We start from the raw sequence: 19,645 nt of genomic DNA, 5'->3' as shown, positions 1-19,645 counted from the left end.
GATTAACGGGACATTCAGGTCTGAAATCCGGCTTCAAAATTCGTGCGCCCACGTGATCGCCGAATGCGATAAGTGGCCATAGTTTCGAAATTGTTGCTTAGGCATATATCGCGACAATTTGCGCTTGCATTCCCTGGAGCGTCTAGCGCACCATCCAGTTTGTGAACTGCAATTTTTAATAGGGACCATTCAGCGGCGGCTCAGCAGGCTTGTTTCGGCGGTCTCGTTGGTCCGGGCAAGGGGCATTTTGTGCAAATTCATACTCTAGTTCAATTACTTATTATTCTTGGCGAGCGTTCCGACAGCGAAAGTGCGGTCGAGGAACTCGATAAGGTGATCCGCGTATACGGATTCGATTTCTATGGTCTGCTTCGCCACCCCAAGCAAGGAGACAACCCATGGAGTGTGACAATGGCCAGTCGATGGCCGGACGGATGGTCACACGTCTATGCCGTGAAAAAATACGTGCTCGTCGATCCGACCGTGCGGTATCTTGCGCATGCGCAGCGGCCTTTCCGCTGGCGTGACAGCATGTCCGCCTTTCGGAATGACCCACATCAGCGTCGGATGGAGCAAATGATGGTCGATGCCTTCGGCCACGGACTGGAAGACGGCTATGTCTTCCCGATCTATGGACGAAACGGCATCCTGGGCAGCCTCAGCCTCGGCGGCAGGCCCGTTGAGCTCTCGCCGGCCGAAATCGCGCTTTTCGAGGCGATCGCCCGCAAGGCCTTCTGGCGGCTGCTCGATCTGCAGGGCGAAGCTATCGCGCTGGAAACGGTGCCGATGACCGACACACAGCTGACCCGGCGCGAAATGGAAATCCTGCATTATCTTGCCGAGGGCATGACCTCGATGGAAATCAGCAAGCATCTGAAGATCTCCAATCATACGGTCGACTGGTACATGAACGGACTGCAGGATAAGCTAAGGGCCAAGAACCGGCAGCAGGCAGTGGCGCTTGCTTTCCGGTATGGTTTGATTACCTGAGATCTGGAGAAATTCTATTTCGTCGAGATGAGGGAAATTGAACTTTCTGTAACAGCACGTTAAGAATTCTCTTCGCGGGTGCAGCATGCCCCGTTTTTCGTGCTTTGAGGAGAGTACATTGCCCATATCGAAGATTCTTGTCGCCAACCGTTCCGAAATCGCCATCCGCGTCTTCCGCGCGGCCAATGAACTCGGAATAAAAACGGTCGCGATATGGGCTGAGGAAGACAAGCTGGCGCTGCACCGCTTCAAGGCCGACGAAAGCTATCAAGTCGGCCGCGGCCCGCATCTTTCCCGCGATCTCGGACCGATCGAAAGCTATCTTTCGATCGACGAGGTGATCCGCGTCGCCAAGCTTTCCGGCGCCGACGCCATTCATCCGGGTTACGGCCTGCTTTCGGAAAGCCCCGAATTCGTTGATGCCTGCAATGCTGCAGGCATCACCTTCATCGGTCCCAGGGCCGACACTATGCGTCAGCTCGGCAATAAGGTGGCGGCACGCAACCTTGCCATTTCCGTCGGCGTTCCCGTTGTTCCGGCGACAGAGCCGCTGCCCGACGACATGGCGGAAGTTGCCAAGATGGCTGCCGCGATCGGATATCCCGTGATGCTGAAGGCCTCATGGGGCGGTGGCGGACGCGGCATGCGCGTCATCCGCTCGGAAGCCGATCTCGCCCGCGAGGTGACGGAAGCCAAGCGCGAGGCGATGGCCGCTTTCGGCAAGGACGAAGTCTATCTCGAAAAACTCGTCGAGCGCGCCCGCCACGTCGAAAGCCAGATCCTCGGCGATACGCATGGCAATGTCGTTCATCTCTTCGAGCGCGACTGCTCCATCCAGCGCCGTAATCAGAAGGTCGTCGAGCGCGCGCCCGCCCCATATCTGTCGGACGCGCAACGCCAGGAACTTGCCGCCTATTCACTCAAGATTGCGCAGGCGACGAACTACGTCGGCGCCGGTACCGTCGAATATCTGATGGATGCCGATACCGGCAAATTCTACTTCATTGAAGTCAATCCGCGCATCCAGGTCGAGCATACCGTCACCGAAGTCGTGACCGGCATCGATATCGTCAAGGCGCAGATCCATATCCTCGATGGCTTTGCAATTGGCACCGAAGAATCCGGCGTGCCGAAGCAGGCGGACATCCGCCTCAACGGTCATGCCTTGCAGTGCCGTATCACGACGGAAGATCCCGAGCACAACTTCATTCCGGATTACGGCCGTATCACCGCCTATCGTTCTGCATCGGGTTTCGGCATCCGTCTCGATGGCGGCACGTCCTACACGGGCGCGATCATCACCCGTTACTACGATCCGCTGCTGGTGAAGGTGACGGCCTGGGCACCGAACCCGCTGGAGGCCATTTCCCGCATGGACCGCGCACTGCGCGAATTCCGTATCCGCGGTGTCGCCACCAACCTGACTTTCCTCGAAGCGATCATCACTCATCCGAAGTTCCAGGATAATTCCTATACGACACGTTTCATCGACACCACGCCGGAGCTTTTCCAGCAGGTCAAGCGCCAGGACCGCGCGACCAAGCTTTTGACCTACCTCGCCGATGTCACCGTCAACGGTCATCCCGAGGCAAAGGATCGCCCGCGGCCATCGGAGGATGCTGCCAAGCCGGTGGTACCCTATGCGGACGGCGGTAAGGTCCCCGATGGTACGAAGCAGCGTCTCGATCAGCTCGGCCCGAAGAAATTCGGCGAGTGGATGCGCGAGCAGAAGCAGGTGCTGCTGACCGATACGACGATGCGCGACGGTCACCAGTCGCTGCTCGCCACTCGCATGCGCACCTATGATATCGCCAGGATCGCCGGCACCTATGCGCATGCGTTGCCGAATCTTTTGTCGCTGGAATGCTGGGGTGGCGCGACCTTCGACGTCTCCATGCGCTTTCTGACCGAGGATCCGTGGGAGCGTCTGGGGCTGATCCGCGAGGCGGCTCCGAACCTGCTCCTGCAGATGTTGCTGCGCGGAGCGAACGGCGTCGGCTACAAGAATTATCCTGACAATGTCGTGAAATATTTCGTCCGTCAGGCCGCCAAGGGCGGCATCGACCTTTTCCGCGTCTTCGACTGCCTGAACTGGGTGGAGAACATGCGTGTGTCGATGGATGCGGTGGCAGAGGAGAACAAGCTCTGTGAGGCGGCGATCTGCTACACAGGCGATATCCTCAATTCGGCCCGTCCGAAATATGACCTGAAATATTATACGGATCTTGCCGTCGAGCTCGAAAAGGCCGGCGCGCATATCATCGCATTGAAGGACATGGCGGGCCTGTTGAAGCCGGCTGCGGCCAAGGTGCTGTTCAAGGCGCTGCGCGAAGCGACCAGCCTGCCGATCCACTTCCACACGCATGATACGTCGGGCATCGCCGCGGCCACGGTTCTTGCTGCCGTGGATGCCGGCGTCGATGCTGTCGATGCGGCGATGGACGCATTGTCCGGCAATACCTCGCAGCCCTGCCTCGGCTCCATCGTCGAAGCGCTCCGTGGCTCCGAGCGCGATCCGGGCCTCGACCCGGAATGGATCCGCCGCATCTCCTTCTATTGGGAAGCGGTTCGCAATCAGTATGCGGCATTCGAGAGCGATCTCAAGGGACCGGCTTCGGAAGTCTACCTGCACGAAATGCCGGGTGGCCAGTTCACCAACCTCAAGGAACAGGCCCGCTCGCTGGGTTTGGAAACCCGCTGGCACCAAGTGGCGCAGGCCTATGCCGACGCCAACCAGATGTTCGGCGATATCGTCAAGGTGACGCCGTCGTCCAAGGTCGTTGGCGACATGGCGCTGATGATGGTGAGCCAGGACCTGACGGTTGCCGATGTGGTCAGCGCTGAGAAGGAAGTCTCCTTCCCGGAATCGGTCGTCTCGATGCTGAAGGGCGATCTCGGCCAGCCTCCGTCGGGATGGCCGGAAGCGCTGCAGAAGAAGGCTCTGAAGGGCGAGCAGCCCTATACGGTGCGTCCCGGCTCGCTGCTTGACGATGCCGACCTCGATGCGGAGCGCAAGGCGATCGAGACCAAGCTGGAGCGTGAGGTCAGCGATTTCGAATTCGCCTCCTACCTCATGTATCCGAAGGTCTTCACCGATTTCGCGCTGGCTTCTGACACCTACGGTCCGGTTTCCGTGCTGCCGACGCCTGCTTACTTCTACGGTCTTGCCGATGGTGAGGAGCTGTTTGCCGATATCGAGAAGGGCAAGACGCTCGTTATCGTCAATCAGGCGATGAGCGGCACCGACAGCCAGGGCATGGTTACTGTCTTCTTCGAGCTCAATGGCCAGCCGCGCCGCATCAAGGTACCGGATCGGGCGCATGGCGCTTCGGGCGCTGCGGCCCGCCGCAAGGCGGAGCCGGGCAATGCAACCCATGTCGGGGCGCCGATGCCGGGCGTCATCTCGCGCGTTTTCGTTGTGCCGGGCCAGGTCGTCAGTGCCGGTGACGTACTCGTCTCCATCGAGGCGATGAAGATGGAAACGGCGCTGCATGCAGAAAAGGACGGAACGGTCTCGGAAGTCCTGGTCAAGGCCGGCGACCAGATCGACGCAAAGGATCTGCTCGTCGTCTATGCCGGTTAGAAAGACGACGGACGGTCTTTCCGACATCACCCGATTGTGTACGATCGATCCGATAAAAAGCTGATTTTCCCACGAGTTGGCAGCCTTCTCGCCTTGCCGGGCGAGGAGGCTTTCTCATAGACTTCAGCTCCCATCACCGCCCCAAGACCAATCAGGGATCATCTCATGAGCAAGTTGAAGATTGCCGTCATCATCGGCAGCACGCGTATTGGCCGTTTCGCCGAGCATCCGGCCAAGTGGATCGCGGGGCTCACCGGCCAGCGTTCCGATCTCGAAGTCGAAGTCCTCGATCTTCTCGACTACCCGATGCATTTCTTCGGCGAAGAGCGCGCCACCACCGCGGAAAGCGAAACGGCCGAGCGCTGGAAGAAGAAGCTGCGCGAATTCGACGGCTTCATCTTCACAGTCGCCGAATATAACCATGCTCCGACGGCTGTTCTGAAGAACGCGATCGATCTAGGCGAATTCATTCAGAAGCCGGTCGGCTTCGTCGGTTACGGCGGCGTCGGCGGCGCACGCGCCGTTGAGCAGCTTCGTCTGGTCTTCGTCGAAATGAGTGCAGCGTCCGTCAGGACGGGGGTTCACATCGCGTTCAGCGAATATCTTGCCGTTCTGAAGGAAGGCAAGAACCTCGGCGATTACGCGCATCTGAACGAAGCTGCCAAGAATCTGCTCGATCAGCTGACCTGGTGGGGCAATGCGCTGAAGGCAGCGCGCGCCGTCGTCACGTCTGCCTGATCGGAATTTCTATATGCCGGGATGTTCACATCCCGGCATTGCCTCAGATATCATAGGTATGCGCGGCATTGATGGTCGAGATGAAGCGTTTGGTGCGCTCCTTCTCCGGCGTGTTGAAAATCGCTCTGGCGCTGCCGGTTTCCACCACGCTGCCCGCCTCCAGAAAAACCACGTCGTTTGCGATCTTGGAGGCGAGGCGAAGATCATGGGTTGCCATGACCATGGTCGTCCCTTCGCGGGCAAGCTGGCCCAGCACGTCCACCACTTCGGCCGAAAGTTCCGGATCAAGCGCAGACGTCGGTTCGTCGCAGAGCAGGACACGCGGCGAAGGCGCAAGAGCGCGGGCGATTGCCACGCGCTGCTGCTGGCCGCCGGAGAGCGTCGAGGGCCAGGCATCGGTCTTGTGCGCCATGCCGACCTTGGTCAGCAGTTCCATGGCGCGTTCGCGCGCCCTTTCCCTTGGCCATTTCAGGACCGTAACCAGACCTTCCATGACATTTTCGATCGCCGTCTGATGCGGAAAGAGCTGAAAGTTCTGGAAGACCATGCCGGTCTGGCGACGGATCTTCTGGATTGCCTGCCAGCCGACACGCTTGCCGGGCGTGAAAGAGAGCGTTTCTTCGCCGAGGCGGATGGTGCCTGCGGTCGGGATCTCCAGGAGATTGATGCAGCGAAGCAGGGTGCTCTTGCCGCCGCCGGAGGGGCCGACGAGGGCGGTGACACTGCCTTCGGGGATGCGGATACTGATATCCTTCAGGATGATCGCATCGCCGAAGCGCTTTTCGATAGTGGAAAGCTCGATCATGCATTTGCCTCCAGCATCCCACCATAACGGGCGAAGCGGCGCTCCAGCCGCTGCTGCAGCGCCGAGAGTACGGAGCTCAAGGCGAGATAGATCAGCGCCGCCTCGATATAAAGGATCAACGGTTCGTAGGTTGTCGCGACGATGCGCTGCGCGGCCTGGAAGAGTTCGGGCACTGTGATGGCCGCTGCGAGCGAAGTATCCTTGACCAGCGAAATGAAGGTATTCGACAGCGGCGGGACTGCGACGCGGGCGGCCTGCGGCAGGATGGTGCGGCTCATCGCCTGGCGCCAGCTCATGCCGATCGAATAGGCCGCTTCCCATTGGCCCTTGGGCACTGAGGAGATGACGGCGCGGATAATCTCGGAGCTGTAGGCGCCGATATTCAGCGTGAAGCCGATGAGCGCTGCCGGGAAGGCGTCGAGCAGGATGCCGATGCTCGGCAGGCCATAAAAGATCACGAAGAGCTGGACGAGCAGCGGCGTGCCGCGGATGACCCAGACATAGAAGCGTGCGATGGCTGCAACAGGTGCTGGCCCGAAAAGACGGGCGATTGCGGTGATCAGGCCCAGGATCAGCCCAAAGGCGAAGGAAAGTAGGGTCAATGGGATGGTGAAGATCAACCCCGCCAAGAGGAGCGAGGGAAGCGATTCCGCCATCAGTTGGAGCCAGTGCGGCAAGGGCGTGTCCTCAAGAAAAGACGCGTCCGGCGAGTGTTCACCGGACGCTTACACATGCAGCTATAAAGGATATGGGGGCAGCGCGAAACCGCCGGTCAGGACTTACTTGGAAACGTCCTGGCCGAAATACTTGTCGGCGATCTTCTTGTAGGTGCCGTCAGCCTTGATATCGGCGAGCGCCTTGTTGATCGCTTCGAGCAGCTCCGGTTCGCCCTTGCGGATGATGATGCCGGAGTAATCGGCATTTTCCTGCTGGGCGACGATCTTCACCGGAGCATCCGGCTTGTGCTTCTTGAAGTCCAGGAAGGAAAGGCTGTCGTTGATCGTGGCATCGGCGCGCTTCGTCAGGACGAGCTGGATCGACTGGTCGAAGCCGTCGGTGCCGACCAGTTCGGCGCCTGCTTCCGTGGCGAGCTTGCCGAAGTTGCTCGTCAGCGACTGGGCGGCCTTCTTCCCCTTGAGGTCGGCGAAGGATTTGATGCTGTCGTCGCCGTCACGAACGATCAGAACGGCCTTCGAAGCGATATAAGGCTCGGAGAAATCGTACTTCTGCTTGCGGGCATCAGTGATACCGACCTGGTTGATGACGGTGTCATAGCGGTTGGCGTCGAGGCCGGCGATCAGGCCGTCCCACTTGCCTTCGATGAACTGAGCCTTCACGCCGAGCTTGGCTGCGACTGCTTCGCCGATCTCGACGTCGAAGCCGACGAGCTTGCCGCTTTCGTCATGATAGGTGAAGGGCGCATAGGTGCCTTCCGTGCCGATCTTGAAGATGCCGGCAGACTTGATGGAGCTGAGGTTTTCGCCGGCATGGGCGGGCAGCAGGGCTGCAGCCTGAATGAGCGCGGCGGCGGCGACGGTTTTCAACCAGTTCATTGTTCTATCCATCCTTGGGAAGATTGTGTTCGGATGGTCGATACATCGCAGAAAATTGCGGTATCGAAAGCGTAGAAAACTGCAAATAAAAGCGGCAACTGCGAATATTTTTCTCAAGCTGCCGCGCTAACCCCGAATCCGGCTGAAACCGGTATCAAGCCGCGGCCCGACGACGCAATCTTTCGCTGACGAGGATGATCAAGCCCGCGCCAAGAATCATCATCGCACCAACGACGACATTCTGCGTGGGTATATCAGCCCAAATCAGATAGCCGAGAATGAAGGCCCAGACGAGCGATGTATATTCGAAGGGCGCGAGCACCGATACTGGAGCCTGACGCATGCCTTCAAAAAGGGCGAACTGGGCGCAGCCGGCGACGACACCGGTGCCGATGAGCAGGGCGAGTTGCGTGAGGGTTGGGGTCTGCCAGGTGTAGATCACGGCAATACCGGTCATGATGAGGAAGAAGACGTTGGAGACCGCAAGCTGGATGATCGTCTTCTCATGCAGCGAGGTCTTGCGCAGCAAGACCATGGCGGAAGCCCAGAGCACGGCTGCCTGCAGCGCCAGATAGACCGGCCAGGAGATCGTGAGCCCGACGGGATTGCAGGAGATAAGCACGCCGACGAACCCGACGCCGACCGCAAGCCAACGGGCGGAGGTGACCTCTTCCTTCAGGATGAACCAGGCGAGCAACGTGCCGACGACGGGAGCTGCGTAGTAGAGCGTTGTGACCTCGGCGAGCGGAAGATGGCTTGCGGCAGTGTAATATGAAAGCCAGGCACAGAGGAGAAGAATGCTGCGGGCAATCATCGGCTTGATGATCGGTGAGGTGACCGTCTGATGGACGAGCTTGCCGCGGCCATAGGCGAGGCAGCCAACAAGGATGGTGAGGCTGCGGAAAAACAGGATCTGCCAGACGGGAATACTCGCCGTCAAAAGTTTGACGATCGCATCATGGAAAGTGAACGCCATGTAGGCCGCGATCGTGAGCAGAATGCCCAGGCTGACGGAGTTTTTCACGGGGATGTACCAGTGGCGGGCGGTGCCAGCGGGAAACGAGATGCCCAATCGATAGTCCTGCCCCCCGGAGTCGGTCAATATGCAAGATTTCGCCCTGGTCGTGGAGCTTTGTTTCAAAGTGTCAGAAAACGTGTGATCGTGCATGTTGCGTGCACGCTAATCAGTGTTTATGCCTGTTTTAGATTTTTAAGGGCTAATCCGGTATAAACATGCAAGATTTCCTATTGCGGGAACGCCAGACCGTCATTTCCGAGCGACTGAAGACGCATGGTCGCGTGCTGGCTGCGGAACTTGCAATCGAATTCGGCGTCTCGGAAGATACGGTACGGCGCGATCTGCGCGAGATGGCGGCGGCAGGGCTCTGCGAAAGGGTATATGGCGGAGCATTGCCGATTTCGCCGGCGCGCGCAAGCCTGACCCAGCGCATGAGCTTTGCTGCCGAGCGGAAACAGGCGCTGGCCCGCGCCGCGGCAGAGGAAATCGTTGCAGGTACGACGGTATTCTTCGATGCCGGCAGCACCAATCTGGCGATTGCCAACGCTTTACCGGCCGATCTTGCGCTGACGGCGGCAACCAATGCTCCAGCGATTGCTGCCGCGTTGATCGAAAAGCCCGGTGTCAATGTCATCCTGATCGGCGGTCTCGTCGACCGCCAAACCGGCGGTTCGCTTGGTGCCAAAGCATTGCGGGACATGGAGCAACTGGCGCCTGACCTCTGCATTCTGGGCGCTTGTGGCGTCGATATCGAGGCGGGATTGACGACATTCGGCTTCGAGGACGCGGAGTTCAAGAGGTTCGCCACATCCAGGAGCAAGCGGGTCATGGTCGCTGCGACATCGGAAAAATTCGGGACGGCTGCGCCACATAGCGTCCTGCCGGTCGCGCATTGTGAATGCCTTGTCGTCGAGCACGATGCGGATGCTGCCATGCTCGAGCAATACCGTGCACGCGGGTGCCGGACGATCATTGCGGGCAAAACGGCTTGAGACCGTTCCGCCATTTACGGGAATCGGCAGACAAGTCCGATCGAGAGGAAAGACAAGGAAATGGATAACAATGTGAGTGCAGCGCCGCGGGTACGGAGCGGCTTCATTACCCGGAGCAGAGCGGCGGTCTCGCTGCTATTCCTCATGAACGGTTTTGTCATCGGCTCTTGGGCGCCGAAGATTCCTGATTTCGCCGAACGGCTTGGACTTACCAAGTTCGAGCTCGGACTGATGATCCTCGTCTTCGGTTTCGGCTCGCTGGTCATGATGCCAATCGCCGGAGCGCAGATCGCCAGACATGGTTCACGCGTTGTCGTGCGGGTGCTCGCCGTCTGCTTGCTGCCGACGCTTCTGGCGCTGACGCTGGCTCCCAACGTGATCACAGGGGCGATCTCTCTCTTTCTGTTCGGCGGTTTCATTGGCGGGATGGACGTGGCAATGAACGCCAATGCCGTGGCGGTGGAAAAATCCATGCGACGCGCGATCATGTCATCCTGCCACGCCTTCTGGAGCCTCGGCGGCTTGATCGGCTCCGGCCTCGGCGGCCTAGTGATCTCCAGGCTCGGCATTCTCGGGCACGCGGAACTGGCGACCGTACTGGCTGCTGTCTTCCTTGCCGTCGCCTGGCCGATGGTTCTGGCCGATCCGCCGCATCCCGATACAAAGAAGGAGAAGACGAAGCTGCCGATGGTGCCGCTGCCGTGGCTGCTCGGTCTGATGGCGCTGTTCTGCATGGTGCCGGAGGGAGCGATCCTCGACTGGGGTGCGCTTTATCTCAGGCAGGAAATGGGGGCGTCGGTCGCCCTCTCCGGCCTCGGCTTTGCGGCTTTCTCGGCGGCCATGGCGATCATGCGCTTTGCCGGCGATCTGGTCCGCGATCGTCTCGGCGGGGTCAAGACGCTGCGCATCTGCACGCTGTTTGCCATCGTCGGCATGCTGCTTACGAGCCTTGCGCCGAATGCCGAAATCGCCATCATCGGCTTCGCGCTTTGCGGTATCGGTATTTCGAACATGGTGCCGATCGCCTTTTCGGCAGCGGGCAACATTCCCGGTCTGAAGCCCGGCATCGGCATCTCCGTCGTCACGACCCTGGGCTATTCCGGCATGCTGGTGGCGCCTTCGGTGATCGGCTTCGTGGCCGAGCATGTGGGCTTTGCCGCCGTCTTCATGGCGCTGCCGGTGCTGCTGCTCGTGGTTCTCGCATTCTCACGGCTCGCGCAATATGCCGATGGAGTCTCGGACGGCGGCCGGTGAGCCGCCTCCAAACAAAAGTGATATACGGGGCGGTTGACAAGCTCGCGGGCTTGATCCACCTGAAAGGCTCTGTCTTCCGGGTGTAAGAGCTCTTTATGTCTGCTTTCGATTTCGATCCGAAACCGCGCCGCGCTTCCGTTGCTGTCGATGTCGGCGGTGTCATCGTCGGCGGGGGCGCGCCGGTGGTCGTGCAATCCATGACCAACACGGATACGGCTGACGTGGATTCCACGGTTGCGCAGGTGGCTGCACTCCATCGCGCCGGTTCGGAGCTGGTGCGCATCACCGTCGACCGCGACGAAAGCGCTGCCGCCGTGCCGAGAATCCGCGAGCGGCTGCTGCGCCTCGGCATGGATGTGCCACTGATCGGCGACTTCCACTATATCGGCCACAAGCTGCTTGCCGATCATCCGGCCTGCGCCGAAGCGCTGGCGAAGTATCGCATCAATCCAGGCAATGTCGGCTTCAAGGACAAGAAGGACAAGCAGTTCGCCGAAATCATCGAGATGGCGATCCGTCACAACAAACCGGTGCGCATCGGCGTCAACTGGGGTTCGCTGGATCAGGAGCTGCTGACGCAGCTGATGGACAAGAACCAGGCCGAGGGATCGCCGCTTTCGGCCCGGCAGGTGACGCGCGAGGCGATCGTGCAGTCGGCGCTGCTGTCGGCACAGCTCGCCGAAGAGATCGGCCTGCCGCGCAATCGTATCATCCTGTCGGCCAAGGTCAGCCAGGTTCAGGATTTGATCGCCGTCAATTCCATGCTCGCTGAGCGCTCCAACCATGCGCTGCATCTCGGCTTGACCGAAGCCGGCATGGGTACCAAAGGCATCGTCGCCTCTTCGGCTGCCATGGGCTATGTGCTGCAGAACGGCATCGGCGATACGATCCGCATTTCGCTGACGCCGGAGCCGAATGGTGACCGCACCCGCGAGGTGCAGGTGGCGCAGGAACTGCTGCAGGTCATGGGTTTCCGCCAGTTTGTGCCCGTCGTGGCGGCCTGTCCCGGCTGTGGGCGCACGACCTCGACGGTCTTCCAGGAACTCGCGCAGAACATCCAGAACGACATTCGCAAGAACATGCCGGTCTGGCGTGAGAAATATCCGGGTGTGGAAGCGCTCAATGTCGCCGTCATGGGCTGTATCGTCAATGGACCGGGCGAGAGCAAGCATGCCGATATCGGCATTTCGCTTCCCGGTACCGGCGAGACGCCGGCTGCTCCCGTCTTCATCGACGGCAAGAAGGCCCTGACGCTGCGCGGCCCGAATATCGCCTCGGATTTCGAGGCGCTCGTCATCGACTATATCGAGAAGCGTTTCGGCCAGAAGACGGCAGCTGAGTAATCACTCGGCTTTTCGATGACCTTCTGCGGCAGGCTGGATGGACCTTCTTCTGTCTCAGCTCTTGCGTTCGGCCACAAACTGAGCCGTGGCGATCAGCACCGCGGCGCGCTCTCCATAGGGGGCGAGCAACTCTTCTGCGTCCTCGACATGCCGACGCAGCCGCTTCTCCGCCCATTCCATGCCGTGAAGCCCCACGAGCGTTCCCTTGCCGCGGGCAGCATCCTTGCCGGTCGCTTTGCCCATCGTCTTGATATCGGAGGTCAGGTCGAGAATATCGTCGGCAAGCTGGAAGGCGAGGCCGATCTTTTCGCCGAAGCGGCGTAGGCGCTGCCGGTCTTCGGTAGACGCGCCGGCAATGATGGCGCCGGCCTCGCAGGCGAAGCGGATCAGCGCGCCCGTCTTCATCGCCTGCAGGCGAATGATGCCAGCCTCATTGGGCGCCTGCGTTTCCGCTGCAAGATCAAGGGCCTGTCCGCCGGCCATGCCGCCAAGGCCAGCGGCGCGGGCGATCGCCAGAACAAGTTCCGTCTTGCTGCGGTCCGGCAGGTTGGTTTCCGGCGCGGCGATGATATCGAACGCATAGGTCAGCAGGCTGTCGCCGGCCAGAATGGCGGTCGCTTCGTCGAATTTGATGTGTACGGTCGGCTTGCCGCGGCGCAGGTCGTCGTCGTCCATAGCCGGCAGATCGTCGTGAACAAGGGAATAGCAATGGATGCATTCGAGTGCCGCACCGACGCGAAGTGCTGCCTGCCTGTTGCCCCCGAGAAGTGCTGCGCTTTCCACGACAAGGAAGGGGCGCAGGCGTTTGCCGCCGTTCAGGACGGCGTAGTGCATGGCGCTACGCAAGAGGTCGGGGCGAGCGATCTCGTCGGACAGCACGGTAGGAGAGAGCAGGAGATCGAGTAGCGCCTCGATCTCGGCGGCACTGCTTTTCAACCGTGTCTCGAATGTTCCCCGCTTTGCGTCCATGCGCGCTCTTTGGCACGGCAGAACGGCTGCTGGCAACGGAATTGTCGATCACCGCGTCAAGATTTCCGCTGCACTCTGGCAATGCGGGTTTTCAGGCGGTATGACAACGACGAGGGCGAAATCGGACTGGGACATTGGATATAGCGCCGCAGACAGAGGAAAGCGTCGAGGCGCCGGTTCACCGGCGTTGGCTTGGAGACCGCCAAGTGCTGAAGCGCATTGTTCTTGCCGTTCTGGCGATGCTGCTTTTGCCCTATGTGCTGATCCTTCTCTATCTGCTGCCCTTCATCCATCCGGTTTCGACGCTGATGCTGCGCGATCTCGTGCTTCTGCGCGGTTACGACCGGCAGTGGGTGTCGATTGACGATGTTGCACCGGTGCTCGTGCAATCGGTGATGATGTCGGAAGACGGGCAGTATTGCTTCCACGGCGGTGTCGATTGGAGCGAGATGCGTATGCTGGTCGAAGACACACTGAAGGGCCAGGAGACGCGCGGCGGCAGCACGATTCCCATGCAGACGGCGAAGAACCTCTTCCTCTGGAACAGCCGCTCCTTCATCCGCAAAGGGTTGGAACTACCGCTGGCCGTTGGTTCCGACTTCGTCTGGTCGAAGCGGCGGCTGATGGAGATCTATCTCAATATCGCCGAATGGGGGCCCGGTATCTACGGCATCGAGGCAGCGGCACAGTATCACTTCAAGGTGCCCGCCTCGAAGCTTACGCGCCGGCAGGCATCGTTGCTTGCGGTTTCTCTGCCGAACCCGATCGATCGCAATGCCGGAAAACCCGGGCGAGGCCTGCGCAGGCTTGCGGCGCTCATCGAACGGCGGGCGCAGGGCTCGGGCGATTACATCAAGTGTATCTATGATTGATATCAGAACTTGTCGTTGGAAGCGGCAAGCGTCATCTGACATTCTTGGTACTGCCATATGGGCGAATGCATCAGCCATCAAAACCCGAGTCGCCCATGACGCCAACGACACTTTCGCCCGAGCTCCTTCAGTATTCGAAGACCCATAATCCCATTCCGCCAGCGCATCTCGGTACCCGTTACCGCAAGGTCGGCGGTTTCCTGCCCGAACCCGGCAATACGGTCGTCTGCCATCCGCTCAAGGGATCGGAAACGCAACAGGTGCTGATCGAGGCACGTGAGAAATATCTGGCGATGCCGGAGGCGTCGCAGTTCCTCTTTACGCCGATCACCAGCATCCACATGACGCTTTTTGAAGGTGTTATCGAAGGTCGCCGCAAACAAGATTATTGGCCGGGCGATATTCCGCTGGAAACGCCGATTGAGGATATGACAGAGCTTATGGCGGCTCGGCTCGAAGGTTTCTCAATGTTTCGGCCCTTCAAGGTGGCGATCGTCAACGCCCGACCGTCCGGCCTGCTCGTCGAAGGGGCGACCGAAGACGATCGCAAGGTTATGCGCGCCTGGCGCGATGCGCTCGCTGACCTCTTGGGCTATCGTCAGCCGAACCATGACGATTACAAGTTTCATATGACCTTCACCTATGCGATCGAACGGTTGGAAGACGAGGCGCTGCCGCGTTGGCAGGCAATGCTTGACGAGGTGACAGAGGATATCCGCAGCAGGGCGCCTGTACTGGAACTCAGCCCGCCGGCCTTCTGCGTGTTCGAGGATATGAACCACTTCCACGAACTGCTGATCTTCGATTTCGAACCTTGACAGGAAGACACCATGGACAAGCTGACGCTCTATATCGCCAACAAGAACTACTCTTCCTGGTCGTTCCGGCCATGGATGGCGCTGACGGGCGTCGGCATCGATTTTGAGGAGGTGTTGATCCCCTTCGATTATCCAAACGGCAATCCCAACATCAAGGCGGTCTCGCCGAGCGGCCACGTGCCTTTGCTGCAGCACGGTGCGCTGAAGATCTGGGAATCCTTTGCGATCATCGAATATGTGGCCGAACTCTATCCCGATGCCGGGTTGCTTCCGAAGGATCGTGCCGAGCGGGCGCTCGCCCGTTCGGTCTCCGCGGAGATGATGTCGAGCTTCCGGGCGCTGCGCAGCGCCTGCCCGATGAATATTCGCCGGCCAAAGGGCAAGATCGCGCTTCCTGACGGCGTCTCTGCAGATATTAGTCGCATCGAGACAATCTGGCGCGATCTTTTGCAGAAATCCGGTGGACCGTTCCTCTTCGGTGCATTCAGCGGAGCGGATGCGATGTTTGCGCCCGTCGTCAACCGCTTCGATATCTATGATCTCGTCAGCAGCGCCGATATGCTGGCTTATATGAGCGCGATGAAGGCGCATCCAGCCTGGCGGAAGTGGGAAGAAGCAGCCCGCGCCGAGGCGTGGATCGTCCCGGAAGACGAGGTCTGAGCGGAGAATCAGAGGCATCGCAAAAAATACATATGGGGACTGGTCAAGGCCGCCCCTTGCATGTATAAGCGCGCAAAATTCCGAAATCGCGACATGTCCGTTTCGGCCGCCAGTCTGGCCGTGGGAATGTTTTGCCCGCAAGTGGAGTAAGAGAAATGGCTGTACCGAAGAGAAAAACGAGCCCGTCCAAGCGCGGCATGCGCCGTTCGGCTGATGCGCTGAAGGCTCCGACCTATGTCGAAGACAAGAATTCCGGCGAACTGCGCCGCCCGCACCATATCGATCTGAAGACCGGTATGTACCGTGGCCGTCAGGTTCTGACGCCGAAGGAAAGCGCATAATTTTTATGCGGCTTTTCCGATGAGGCTTCGAAGGCCGGCTCGACGCCGGCCTTTTTTGTTTTCAAGATATTATAATCTTCAGTGCCTTGAAGTGAGGCGGTGATGTCAGGCAGTATTCCCTAGAGATCCGGGAGATATTTCTGCATGATTACCGCAATGCCGCTGATGGTTATTCCATTTATTCTTTACAATCTGGCGATGCTAGGCGTGATGGGTGGCGGCGGAATTCCCTCGCTCCAGCACGACGTGATCGTGCTATCCATGCTTTCTGGCGCAATCTGGAGCATGGCGCTCGGCGATCTCTTCATCGTCGTGGCGCTCGTCGTACTTTTCTTCGAGATCCTGAAGGCAACCCGGAATGGCTCCGGCAATCTCATCAATCATATGCTGTCGATGCTGGTCTTCATCGCTTTCCTGGTCGAGTTTCTGCTCGTCCAGGATGCAGCGACCCAGGTCTTCTTCATCATGATGATCATTGCGCTGATCGACGTGATCGGCGGCTTTGCAGTGTCGATCCGCAGCGCCGGCCGGGACGTTTCGATCGGCCTATAGGCTGTCGAGCTTGTTCTGCAGCGCGCGAAGCTGTTCCTTCAGCTCGTCGATGTCCTTGGCTTCCGCCTTGCGGCTTTCCTTTGGCGGCGGCGTCATAAAGGGTGAGAACATCTGCATGGCCTGCTGGAACATCTCGGTATTCCGGCGGACCTGCTCTTCGATCATCTGCATGGGAAGCTGCAGGTTCTTGCCGAGCGGCGTTTCGCCGAAGGCACGGTTTACCTGCTCACGGATTTGCGACTGCTGTTCCGTGAAGGCGCGCATGGAATGTTCCAGGAAGCTCGGAACGACCATCTGCATCTGGTCGCCGTAATAGGTGATCAGCTGACGCAGGAAGGAGATCGGAAGCAGCGTGTTACCAGTCTTCGATTCCTGCTCGAAAATAATCTGGGTCAGTACCGAATGCGTGATGTCGTCTCCGCTCTTGGCGTCCTGGACGACAAAATCCTCCCCCTTCTTCACCATCTCCGCCAGGTCTTCCAGCGTCACATAGGTGCTGGTGCCCGTATTGTAGAGGCGGCGATTGGCATATTTCTTGATTACGATCTGACCCTCAGTCTTCGCCATATCAGTCTCCCGAACCCCGTCTGATTGTATGGATACTCCTCCACCAGAGACTGTAGACGCAAAAGAAGGGCGGTGACAATCTCTTTGTGCGATGCGGCAAGCCCTTTCCCTGTACGGATAAATCCATTCGAGGGCGCTGCAGCAAATAGTGGAATAGGTCTTGGCATTTGACTTGCGCCTACAGCTTTGTCAGTTTCCGCTTATATGTGTGACGAGAAACGAGGAAACCACCCCATGAGCAGTTCATCCGTCGTCATCGCCAGCGCAGCGCGCACCGCTGTCGGTTCCTTTAACGGTGCTTTCGGCACAATTCCCGCTCACGAGCTCGGCGCGGCTGCCGTCAAGGGCGCGCTGGAGCGGGCAGGTGTTTCTCCTGAAGACGTGGACGAGGTGATCCTTGGCCAAGTCCTGCAGGCCGGCGAGGGCCAGAACCCCGCTCGCCAGGCGGCGATGAAGGCCGGTGTTCCCAAGGAGGCGACCGCCTGGAGCGTCAACCAGCTCTGCGGCTCTGGCCTGCGCGCCGTCGCTCTCGGCATGCAGCAGATCGCGCTCGGTGATGCGAAGATCATCGTCGCCGGCGGTCAGGAATCCATGTCGATGGCGCCGCACGCCGCGCATTTGCGCGGCGGCGTCAAGATGGGCGACATGAAGATGATCGACACCATGATCAAGGACGGCCTCACTGACGCCTTTTACGGTTATCACATGGGCGTTACCGCTGAAAACATCGCGCGTCAGTGGCAGCTTTCCCGTGATGACCAGGACCAATTCGCCGTCGGCTCGCAGAACAAGGCTGAAGCCGCGCAGAAGGCTGGCCGTTTCAAGGACGAAATTGTTCCCTTCGTCATTCAAGGCCGCAAGGGTGACGTGACCGTCGATGCAGACGAATATATCCGTCATGGTGCGACGCTGGAGGCTATGGGCAAGCTGCGGCCTGCCTTCGACAAGGACGGCACGGTAACGGCGGCGAACGCTTCCGGTCTCAATGACGGCGCTGCCGCGGCGGTGCTGATGAGTGAAGCGGAAGCGTCGCGACGCGGTATCCAGCCGCTTGCCCGCATCGTGTCCTGGGCAACGGCCGGCGTGGATCCGCAGGTCATGGGCACCGGCCCGATCCCCGCCTCACGCAAAGCGCTGGAAAAGGCCGGATGGTCCGTCGGCGATCTCGATCTCGTTGAGGCCAATGAGGCGTTTGCGGCCCAGGCCTGCGCCGTCAACAAGGATCTCGGCTGGGATCCCGATCTCGTCAACGTTAACGGCGGCGCGATTGCGATCGGTCATCCGATCGGCGCGTCCGGTGCACGCGTCCTCAACACACTGCTCTTCGAGATGAAGCGCCGCGGCGCGAAGAAGGGCCTTGCGACATTGTGCATTGGCGGCGGCATGGGTGTCGCAATGTGTTTTGAGGCAATGTAAATAGCGTACGATGCATGTTTCATCAGACCCAACTTAAAGCGGGCTGACAACAACAGGGGAGCGGAACATGAGCAGAGTGGCTCTGGTCACTGGGGGTACGCGCGGTATTGGCGCGGCGATTTCGATGGCACTCAAGAACGCCGGCTATAAGGTTGCTGCCAACTATGCCGGCAATGATGAAAAGGCCAAGGCATTTCATGATGTTACCGGCGTGCCGGTCTTCAAGTGGGACGTGTCCGACTATGTTGCTTGCGGGGAAGGTATTGCGAGGGTCCAAGCCGAACTCGGCCCGATCGAAATCCTCGTCAACAATGCCGGCATCACGCGCGATGCGATGTTTCACAAGATGACGGCCCAGCAATGGCATGAGGTGATCAATACCAACCTCACCGGCCTCTTCAACATGACACACCATGTCTGGAGTGGCATGCGTGACCGCAGCTTCGGCCGCATCGTCAATATCTCCTCCATCAATGGCCAGAAGGGCCAGATGGGGCAGGTGAATTATTCTGCCGCCAAAGCCGGCGACCTCGGGTTTACCAAGGCGCTTGCCCAGGAAGGTGCGGTCAAGAACATCACCGTCAATGCCATCTGCCCCGGTTATATCGGGACGGAGATGGTTCTTGCGGTGCCGGAAAAGGTGCTGAATGAGAAAATCATTCCGCAAATCCCCGTCGGACGCCTCGGTGAACCCGAAGAAATTGCGCGCTGCGTAACTTTCCTCGTTTCCGACGATGCCGGTTTCATTACCGGTTCGACATTGACGGCCAATGGCGGCCAGTTCTTCGTCTAAACCTATTTCTTGTGGCTGTGGGCATAATTGTTCGGGAAGCTGCCGGCACCGTCATAAGGGTCGGCAGCGGCGCCATATGCTGCGAGGGTAATGGTCATCAGGGCGGCGATTGCCACGACCTTGTTCATGGTCATATCTCTCTGCGGACGGGCGCTCGGATAATTGCTGTCGCGCGGCTGGTAATTGATGCTGTCAGGTGTTTGGACGACGCCGTCCATTGGCTTTGACGGGCACTTTCTGAACGGCGCGGTCCTGGCCGTAGAGGGCAGCGACTGCCGTCGTGAGGAAAGCGGCGATCAGGATGGCGACGGCGAAATTCAGGAAAATCTGGGCCATGGTAGCGTTCCTTTTCATTCACGGGCGGCACATGCTCTGCCCTTG

21 protein-coding genes are annotated in these 19,645 nt (G+C 59.4%); 13 read left to right on the top strand and 8 right to left on the bottom strand.

The features are described 5' to 3' along the window. The first annotated feature begins 249 nt into the window (after nt 1-249). The 3 genes from FHT92_RS21090 to FHT92_RS21080 all read left to right on the top strand — a co-directional run bounded on the left by FHT92_RS21090 (nt 250) and on the right by FHT92_RS21080 (nt 5,311). Nucleotides 250-990 (top strand): LuxR family transcriptional regulator, encoded by a 741-nt coding sequence (locus FHT92_RS21090; protein ID WP_183828969.1) that lies wholly within the window; start codon nt 250-252, stop codon nt 988-990. 118 nt (nt 991-1,108) lie between these two features. Further along, nucleotides 1,109-4,573, top strand: a complete 3,465-nt coding sequence (pyc, locus tag FHT92_RS21085; RefSeq protein WP_183828966.1) for a pyruvate carboxylase — start codon at nt 1,109-1,111, stop codon at nt 4,571-4,573. A 165-nt stretch (nt 4,574-4,738) separates the two neighbouring features. Beyond that, nucleotides 4,739-5,311: an NADPH-dependent FMN reductase gene (locus FHT92_RS21080; protein ID WP_183828963.1), complete on the top strand. Its 573-nt coding sequence runs from the start codon at nt 4,739-4,741 to the stop codon at nt 5,309-5,311. Between the two features lie 43 nt (nt 5,312-5,354). Here FHT92_RS21080 and FHT92_RS21075 read toward each other — a convergent pair whose 3' ends face one another. The 4 genes from FHT92_RS21075 to FHT92_RS21060 form a co-directional block, all read right to left on the bottom strand. Next, the gene (locus tag FHT92_RS21075; RefSeq protein ID WP_183749799.1) at nt 5,355-6,116 is read right to left on the bottom strand and encodes an amino acid ABC transporter ATP-binding protein; all 762 of its coding nucleotides are present in this window, start codon (nt 6,114-6,116) and stop codon (nt 5,355-5,357) included. Then, nucleotides 6,113-6,793 carry an amino acid ABC transporter permease gene (locus FHT92_RS21070; protein WP_183749800.1) on the bottom strand — a complete coding sequence of 227 codons (681 nt, stop codon included), beginning with the start codon at nt 6,791-6,793 and terminating at the stop codon, nt 6,113-6,115. Before FHT92_RS21070 ends, FHT92_RS21075 begins: the two co-directional genes overlap by 4 nt. 102 nt (nt 6,794-6,895) lie before the next feature. Next, on the bottom strand, nt 6,896-7,669 hold the full coding sequence (locus FHT92_RS21065) for an amino acid ABC transporter substrate-binding protein (RefSeq protein ID WP_183749801.1): 774 nt from the start codon (nt 7,667-7,669) through the stop codon (nt 6,896-6,898). A gap of 154 nt (nt 7,670-7,823) precedes the next feature. Beyond that, nucleotides 7,824-8,693, bottom strand: a complete 870-nt coding sequence (locus tag FHT92_RS21060) for a DMT family transporter (RefSeq protein ID WP_183829207.1) — start codon at nt 8,691-8,693, stop codon at nt 7,824-7,826. Between the two features lie 209 nt (nt 8,694-8,902). On the opposite strand from FHT92_RS21060, the gene FHT92_RS21055 reads away from it, so the two are divergent. The 3 genes from FHT92_RS21055 (at nt 8,903) to ispG (ending at nt 12,276) form a co-directional block, all read left to right on the top strand. Next, the gene (locus FHT92_RS21055) at nt 8,903-9,679 is read left to right on the top strand and encodes a DeoR/GlpR family DNA-binding transcription regulator (RefSeq protein WP_183828961.1); all 777 of its coding nucleotides are present in this window, start codon (nt 8,903-8,905) and stop codon (nt 9,677-9,679) included. 60 nt (nt 9,680-9,739) lie between these two features. Next, on the top strand, nt 9,740-10,933 hold the full coding sequence (locus tag FHT92_RS21050; protein ID WP_183749804.1) for an MFS transporter: 1,194 nt from the start codon (nt 9,740-9,742) through the stop codon (nt 10,931-10,933). A 95-nt stretch (nt 10,934-11,028) separates the two neighbouring features. Next, on the top strand, nt 11,029-12,276 hold the full coding sequence (gene ispG / locus FHT92_RS21045) for a flavodoxin-dependent (E)-4-hydroxy-3-methylbut-2-enyl-diphosphate synthase (protein ID WP_183749805.1): 1,248 nt from the start codon (nt 11,029-11,031) through the stop codon (nt 12,274-12,276). Nucleotides 12,277-12,330: 54 nt separating this feature from the next. Here ispG and FHT92_RS21040 read toward each other — a convergent pair whose 3' ends face one another. After that, nucleotides 12,331-13,245: a polyprenyl synthetase family protein gene (locus tag FHT92_RS21040; RefSeq protein WP_183828959.1), complete on the bottom strand. Its 915-nt coding sequence runs from the start codon at nt 13,243-13,245 to the stop codon at nt 12,331-12,333. Between the two features lie 134 nt (nt 13,246-13,379). Between FHT92_RS21040 and mtgA the strand changes: the two genes are divergently transcribed. The 5 genes from mtgA to FHT92_RS21015 all read left to right on the top strand — a co-directional run bounded on the left by mtgA (nt 13,380) and on the right by FHT92_RS21015 (nt 16,488). Next, nucleotides 13,380-14,117, top strand: coding sequence for a monofunctional biosynthetic peptidoglycan transglycosylase (gene mtgA / locus FHT92_RS21035; protein WP_183828956.1), 738 nt, complete (start codon nt 13,380-13,382; stop codon nt 14,115-14,117). Between the two features lie 95 nt (nt 14,118-14,212). Further along, the gene (locus FHT92_RS21030) at nt 14,213-14,935 is read left to right on the top strand and encodes a DUF1868 domain-containing protein (protein ID WP_183749808.1); all 723 of its coding nucleotides are present in this window, start codon (nt 14,213-14,215) and stop codon (nt 14,933-14,935) included. A gap of 12 nt (nt 14,936-14,947) precedes the next feature. After that, entirely contained in the window at nt 14,948-15,595 is a 648-nt protein-coding gene (locus FHT92_RS21025) for a glutathione S-transferase family protein (protein WP_183828953.1), read from the top strand. A 155-nt stretch (nt 15,596-15,750) separates the two neighbouring features. Then, the gene (gene rpmF, locus FHT92_RS21020) at nt 15,751-15,936 is read left to right on the top strand and encodes a 50S ribosomal protein L32 (RefSeq protein ID WP_003543812.1); all 186 of its coding nucleotides are present in this window, start codon (nt 15,751-15,753) and stop codon (nt 15,934-15,936) included. A gap of 144 nt (nt 15,937-16,080) precedes the next feature. Beyond that, nucleotides 16,081-16,488: a hypothetical protein gene (locus FHT92_RS21015; protein WP_183749810.1), complete on the top strand. Its 408-nt coding sequence runs from the start codon at nt 16,081-16,083 to the stop codon at nt 16,486-16,488. Here the strand turns inward: FHT92_RS21015 and phaR are convergent. Further along, complete coding sequence (gene phaR / locus FHT92_RS21010) at nt 16,483-17,055, bottom strand: polyhydroxyalkanoate synthesis repressor PhaR (protein WP_183749811.1); 573 nt, start codon at nt 17,053-17,055, stop codon at nt 16,483-16,485. The genes FHT92_RS21015 and phaR overlap by 6 nt on opposite strands. A gap of 234 nt (nt 17,056-17,289) precedes the next feature. Here phaR and FHT92_RS21005 point away from each other — a divergent pair, with 234 nt between their 5' ends. Both FHT92_RS21005 and FHT92_RS21000 read left to right on the top strand, forming a co-directional pair. Next, on the top strand, nt 17,290-18,471 hold the full coding sequence (locus FHT92_RS21005; protein ID WP_183749812.1) for an acetyl-CoA C-acetyltransferase: 1,182 nt from the start codon (nt 17,290-17,292) through the stop codon (nt 18,469-18,471). 67 nt (nt 18,472-18,538) lie between these two features. Further along, the gene (locus FHT92_RS21000) at nt 18,539-19,264 is read left to right on the top strand and encodes a beta-ketoacyl-ACP reductase (RefSeq protein ID WP_183828950.1); all 726 of its coding nucleotides are present in this window, start codon (nt 18,539-18,541) and stop codon (nt 19,262-19,264) included. A 2-nt stretch (nt 19,265-19,266) separates the two neighbouring features. Here FHT92_RS21000 and FHT92_RS29665 read toward each other — a convergent pair whose 3' ends face one another. Both FHT92_RS29665 and FHT92_RS20995 read right to left on the bottom strand, forming a co-directional pair. Further along, the gene (locus FHT92_RS29665) at nt 19,267-19,398 is read right to left on the bottom strand and encodes a hypothetical protein (protein WP_281413035.1); all 132 of its coding nucleotides are present in this window, start codon (nt 19,396-19,398) and stop codon (nt 19,267-19,269) included. 58 nt (nt 19,399-19,456) lie between these two features. Further along, nucleotides 19,457-19,600: a hypothetical protein gene (locus tag FHT92_RS20995; RefSeq protein WP_183828947.1), complete on the bottom strand. Its 144-nt coding sequence runs from the start codon at nt 19,598-19,600 to the stop codon at nt 19,457-19,459. Between the last annotated feature and the right edge of the window lie 45 nt (nt 19,601-19,645).

This window comes from Rhizobium sp. BK377 (assembly GCF_014193935.1).
Classification (GTDB): Bacteria; Pseudomonadota; Alphaproteobacteria; order Rhizobiales; family Rhizobiaceae; genus Rhizobium.
The sequence above is the reverse complement of the archived record's forward strand: the minus strand, read 5'-3'. Positions and strand labels throughout refer to the sequence as shown.

Coding starts and splice junctions, on each gene's coding strand:
- FHT92_RS21005 (WP_183749812.1), top strand. CDS start 17,290: ATGAGCAGTTCATCCGTCGTCATCGCCAGCGCAGCGCGCACCGCTGTC.
- FHT92_RS21075 (WP_183749799.1), bottom strand. CDS start 6,116: ATGATCGAGCTTTCCACTATCGAAAAGCGCTTCGGCGATGCGATCATC.
- FHT92_RS21000 (WP_183828950.1), top strand. CDS start 18,539: ATGAGCAGAGTGGCTCTGGTCACTGGGGGTACGCGCGGTATTGGCGCG.
- FHT92_RS21040 (WP_183828959.1), bottom strand. CDS start 13,245: ATGGACGCAAAGCGGGGAACATTCGAGACACGGTTGAAAAGCAGTGCC.
- FHT92_RS21050 (WP_183749804.1), top strand. CDS start 9,740: ATGGATAACAATGTGAGTGCAGCGCCGCGGGTACGGAGCGGCTTCATT.
- FHT92_RS21015 (WP_183749810.1), top strand. CDS start 16,081: ATGATTACCGCAATGCCGCTGATGGTTATTCCATTTATTCTTTACAAT.
- phaR (WP_183749811.1), bottom strand. CDS start 17,055: ATGGCGAAGACTGAGGGTCAGATCGTAATCAAGAAATATGCCAATCGC.
- FHT92_RS21025 (WP_183828953.1), top strand. CDS start 14,948: ATGGACAAGCTGACGCTCTATATCGCCAACAAGAACTACTCTTCCTGG.
- rpmF (WP_003543812.1), top strand. CDS start 15,751: ATGGCTGTACCGAAGAGAAAAACGAGCCCGTCCAAGCGCGGCATGCGC.
- FHT92_RS21065 (WP_183749801.1), bottom strand. CDS start 7,669: ATGAACTGGTTGAAAACCGTCGCCGCCGCCGCGCTCATTCAGGCTGCA.
- FHT92_RS21055 (WP_183828961.1), top strand. CDS start 8,903: ATGCAAGATTTCCTATTGCGGGAACGCCAGACCGTCATTTCCGAGCGA.
- FHT92_RS29665 (WP_281413035.1), bottom strand. CDS start 19,398: ATGACCATGAACAAGGTCGTGGCAATCGCCGCCCTGATGACCATTACC.
- FHT92_RS21080 (WP_183828963.1), top strand. CDS start 4,739: ATGAGCAAGTTGAAGATTGCCGTCATCATCGGCAGCACGCGTATTGGC.
- FHT92_RS20995 (WP_183828947.1), bottom strand. CDS start 19,600: ATGGCCCAGATTTTCCTGAATTTCGCCGTCGCCATCCTGATCGCCGCT.
- ispG (WP_183749805.1), top strand. CDS start 11,029: ATGTCTGCTTTCGATTTCGATCCGAAACCGCGCCGCGCTTCCGTTGCT.
- FHT92_RS21030 (WP_183749808.1), top strand. CDS start 14,213: ATGACGCCAACGACACTTTCGCCCGAGCTCCTTCAGTATTCGAAGACC.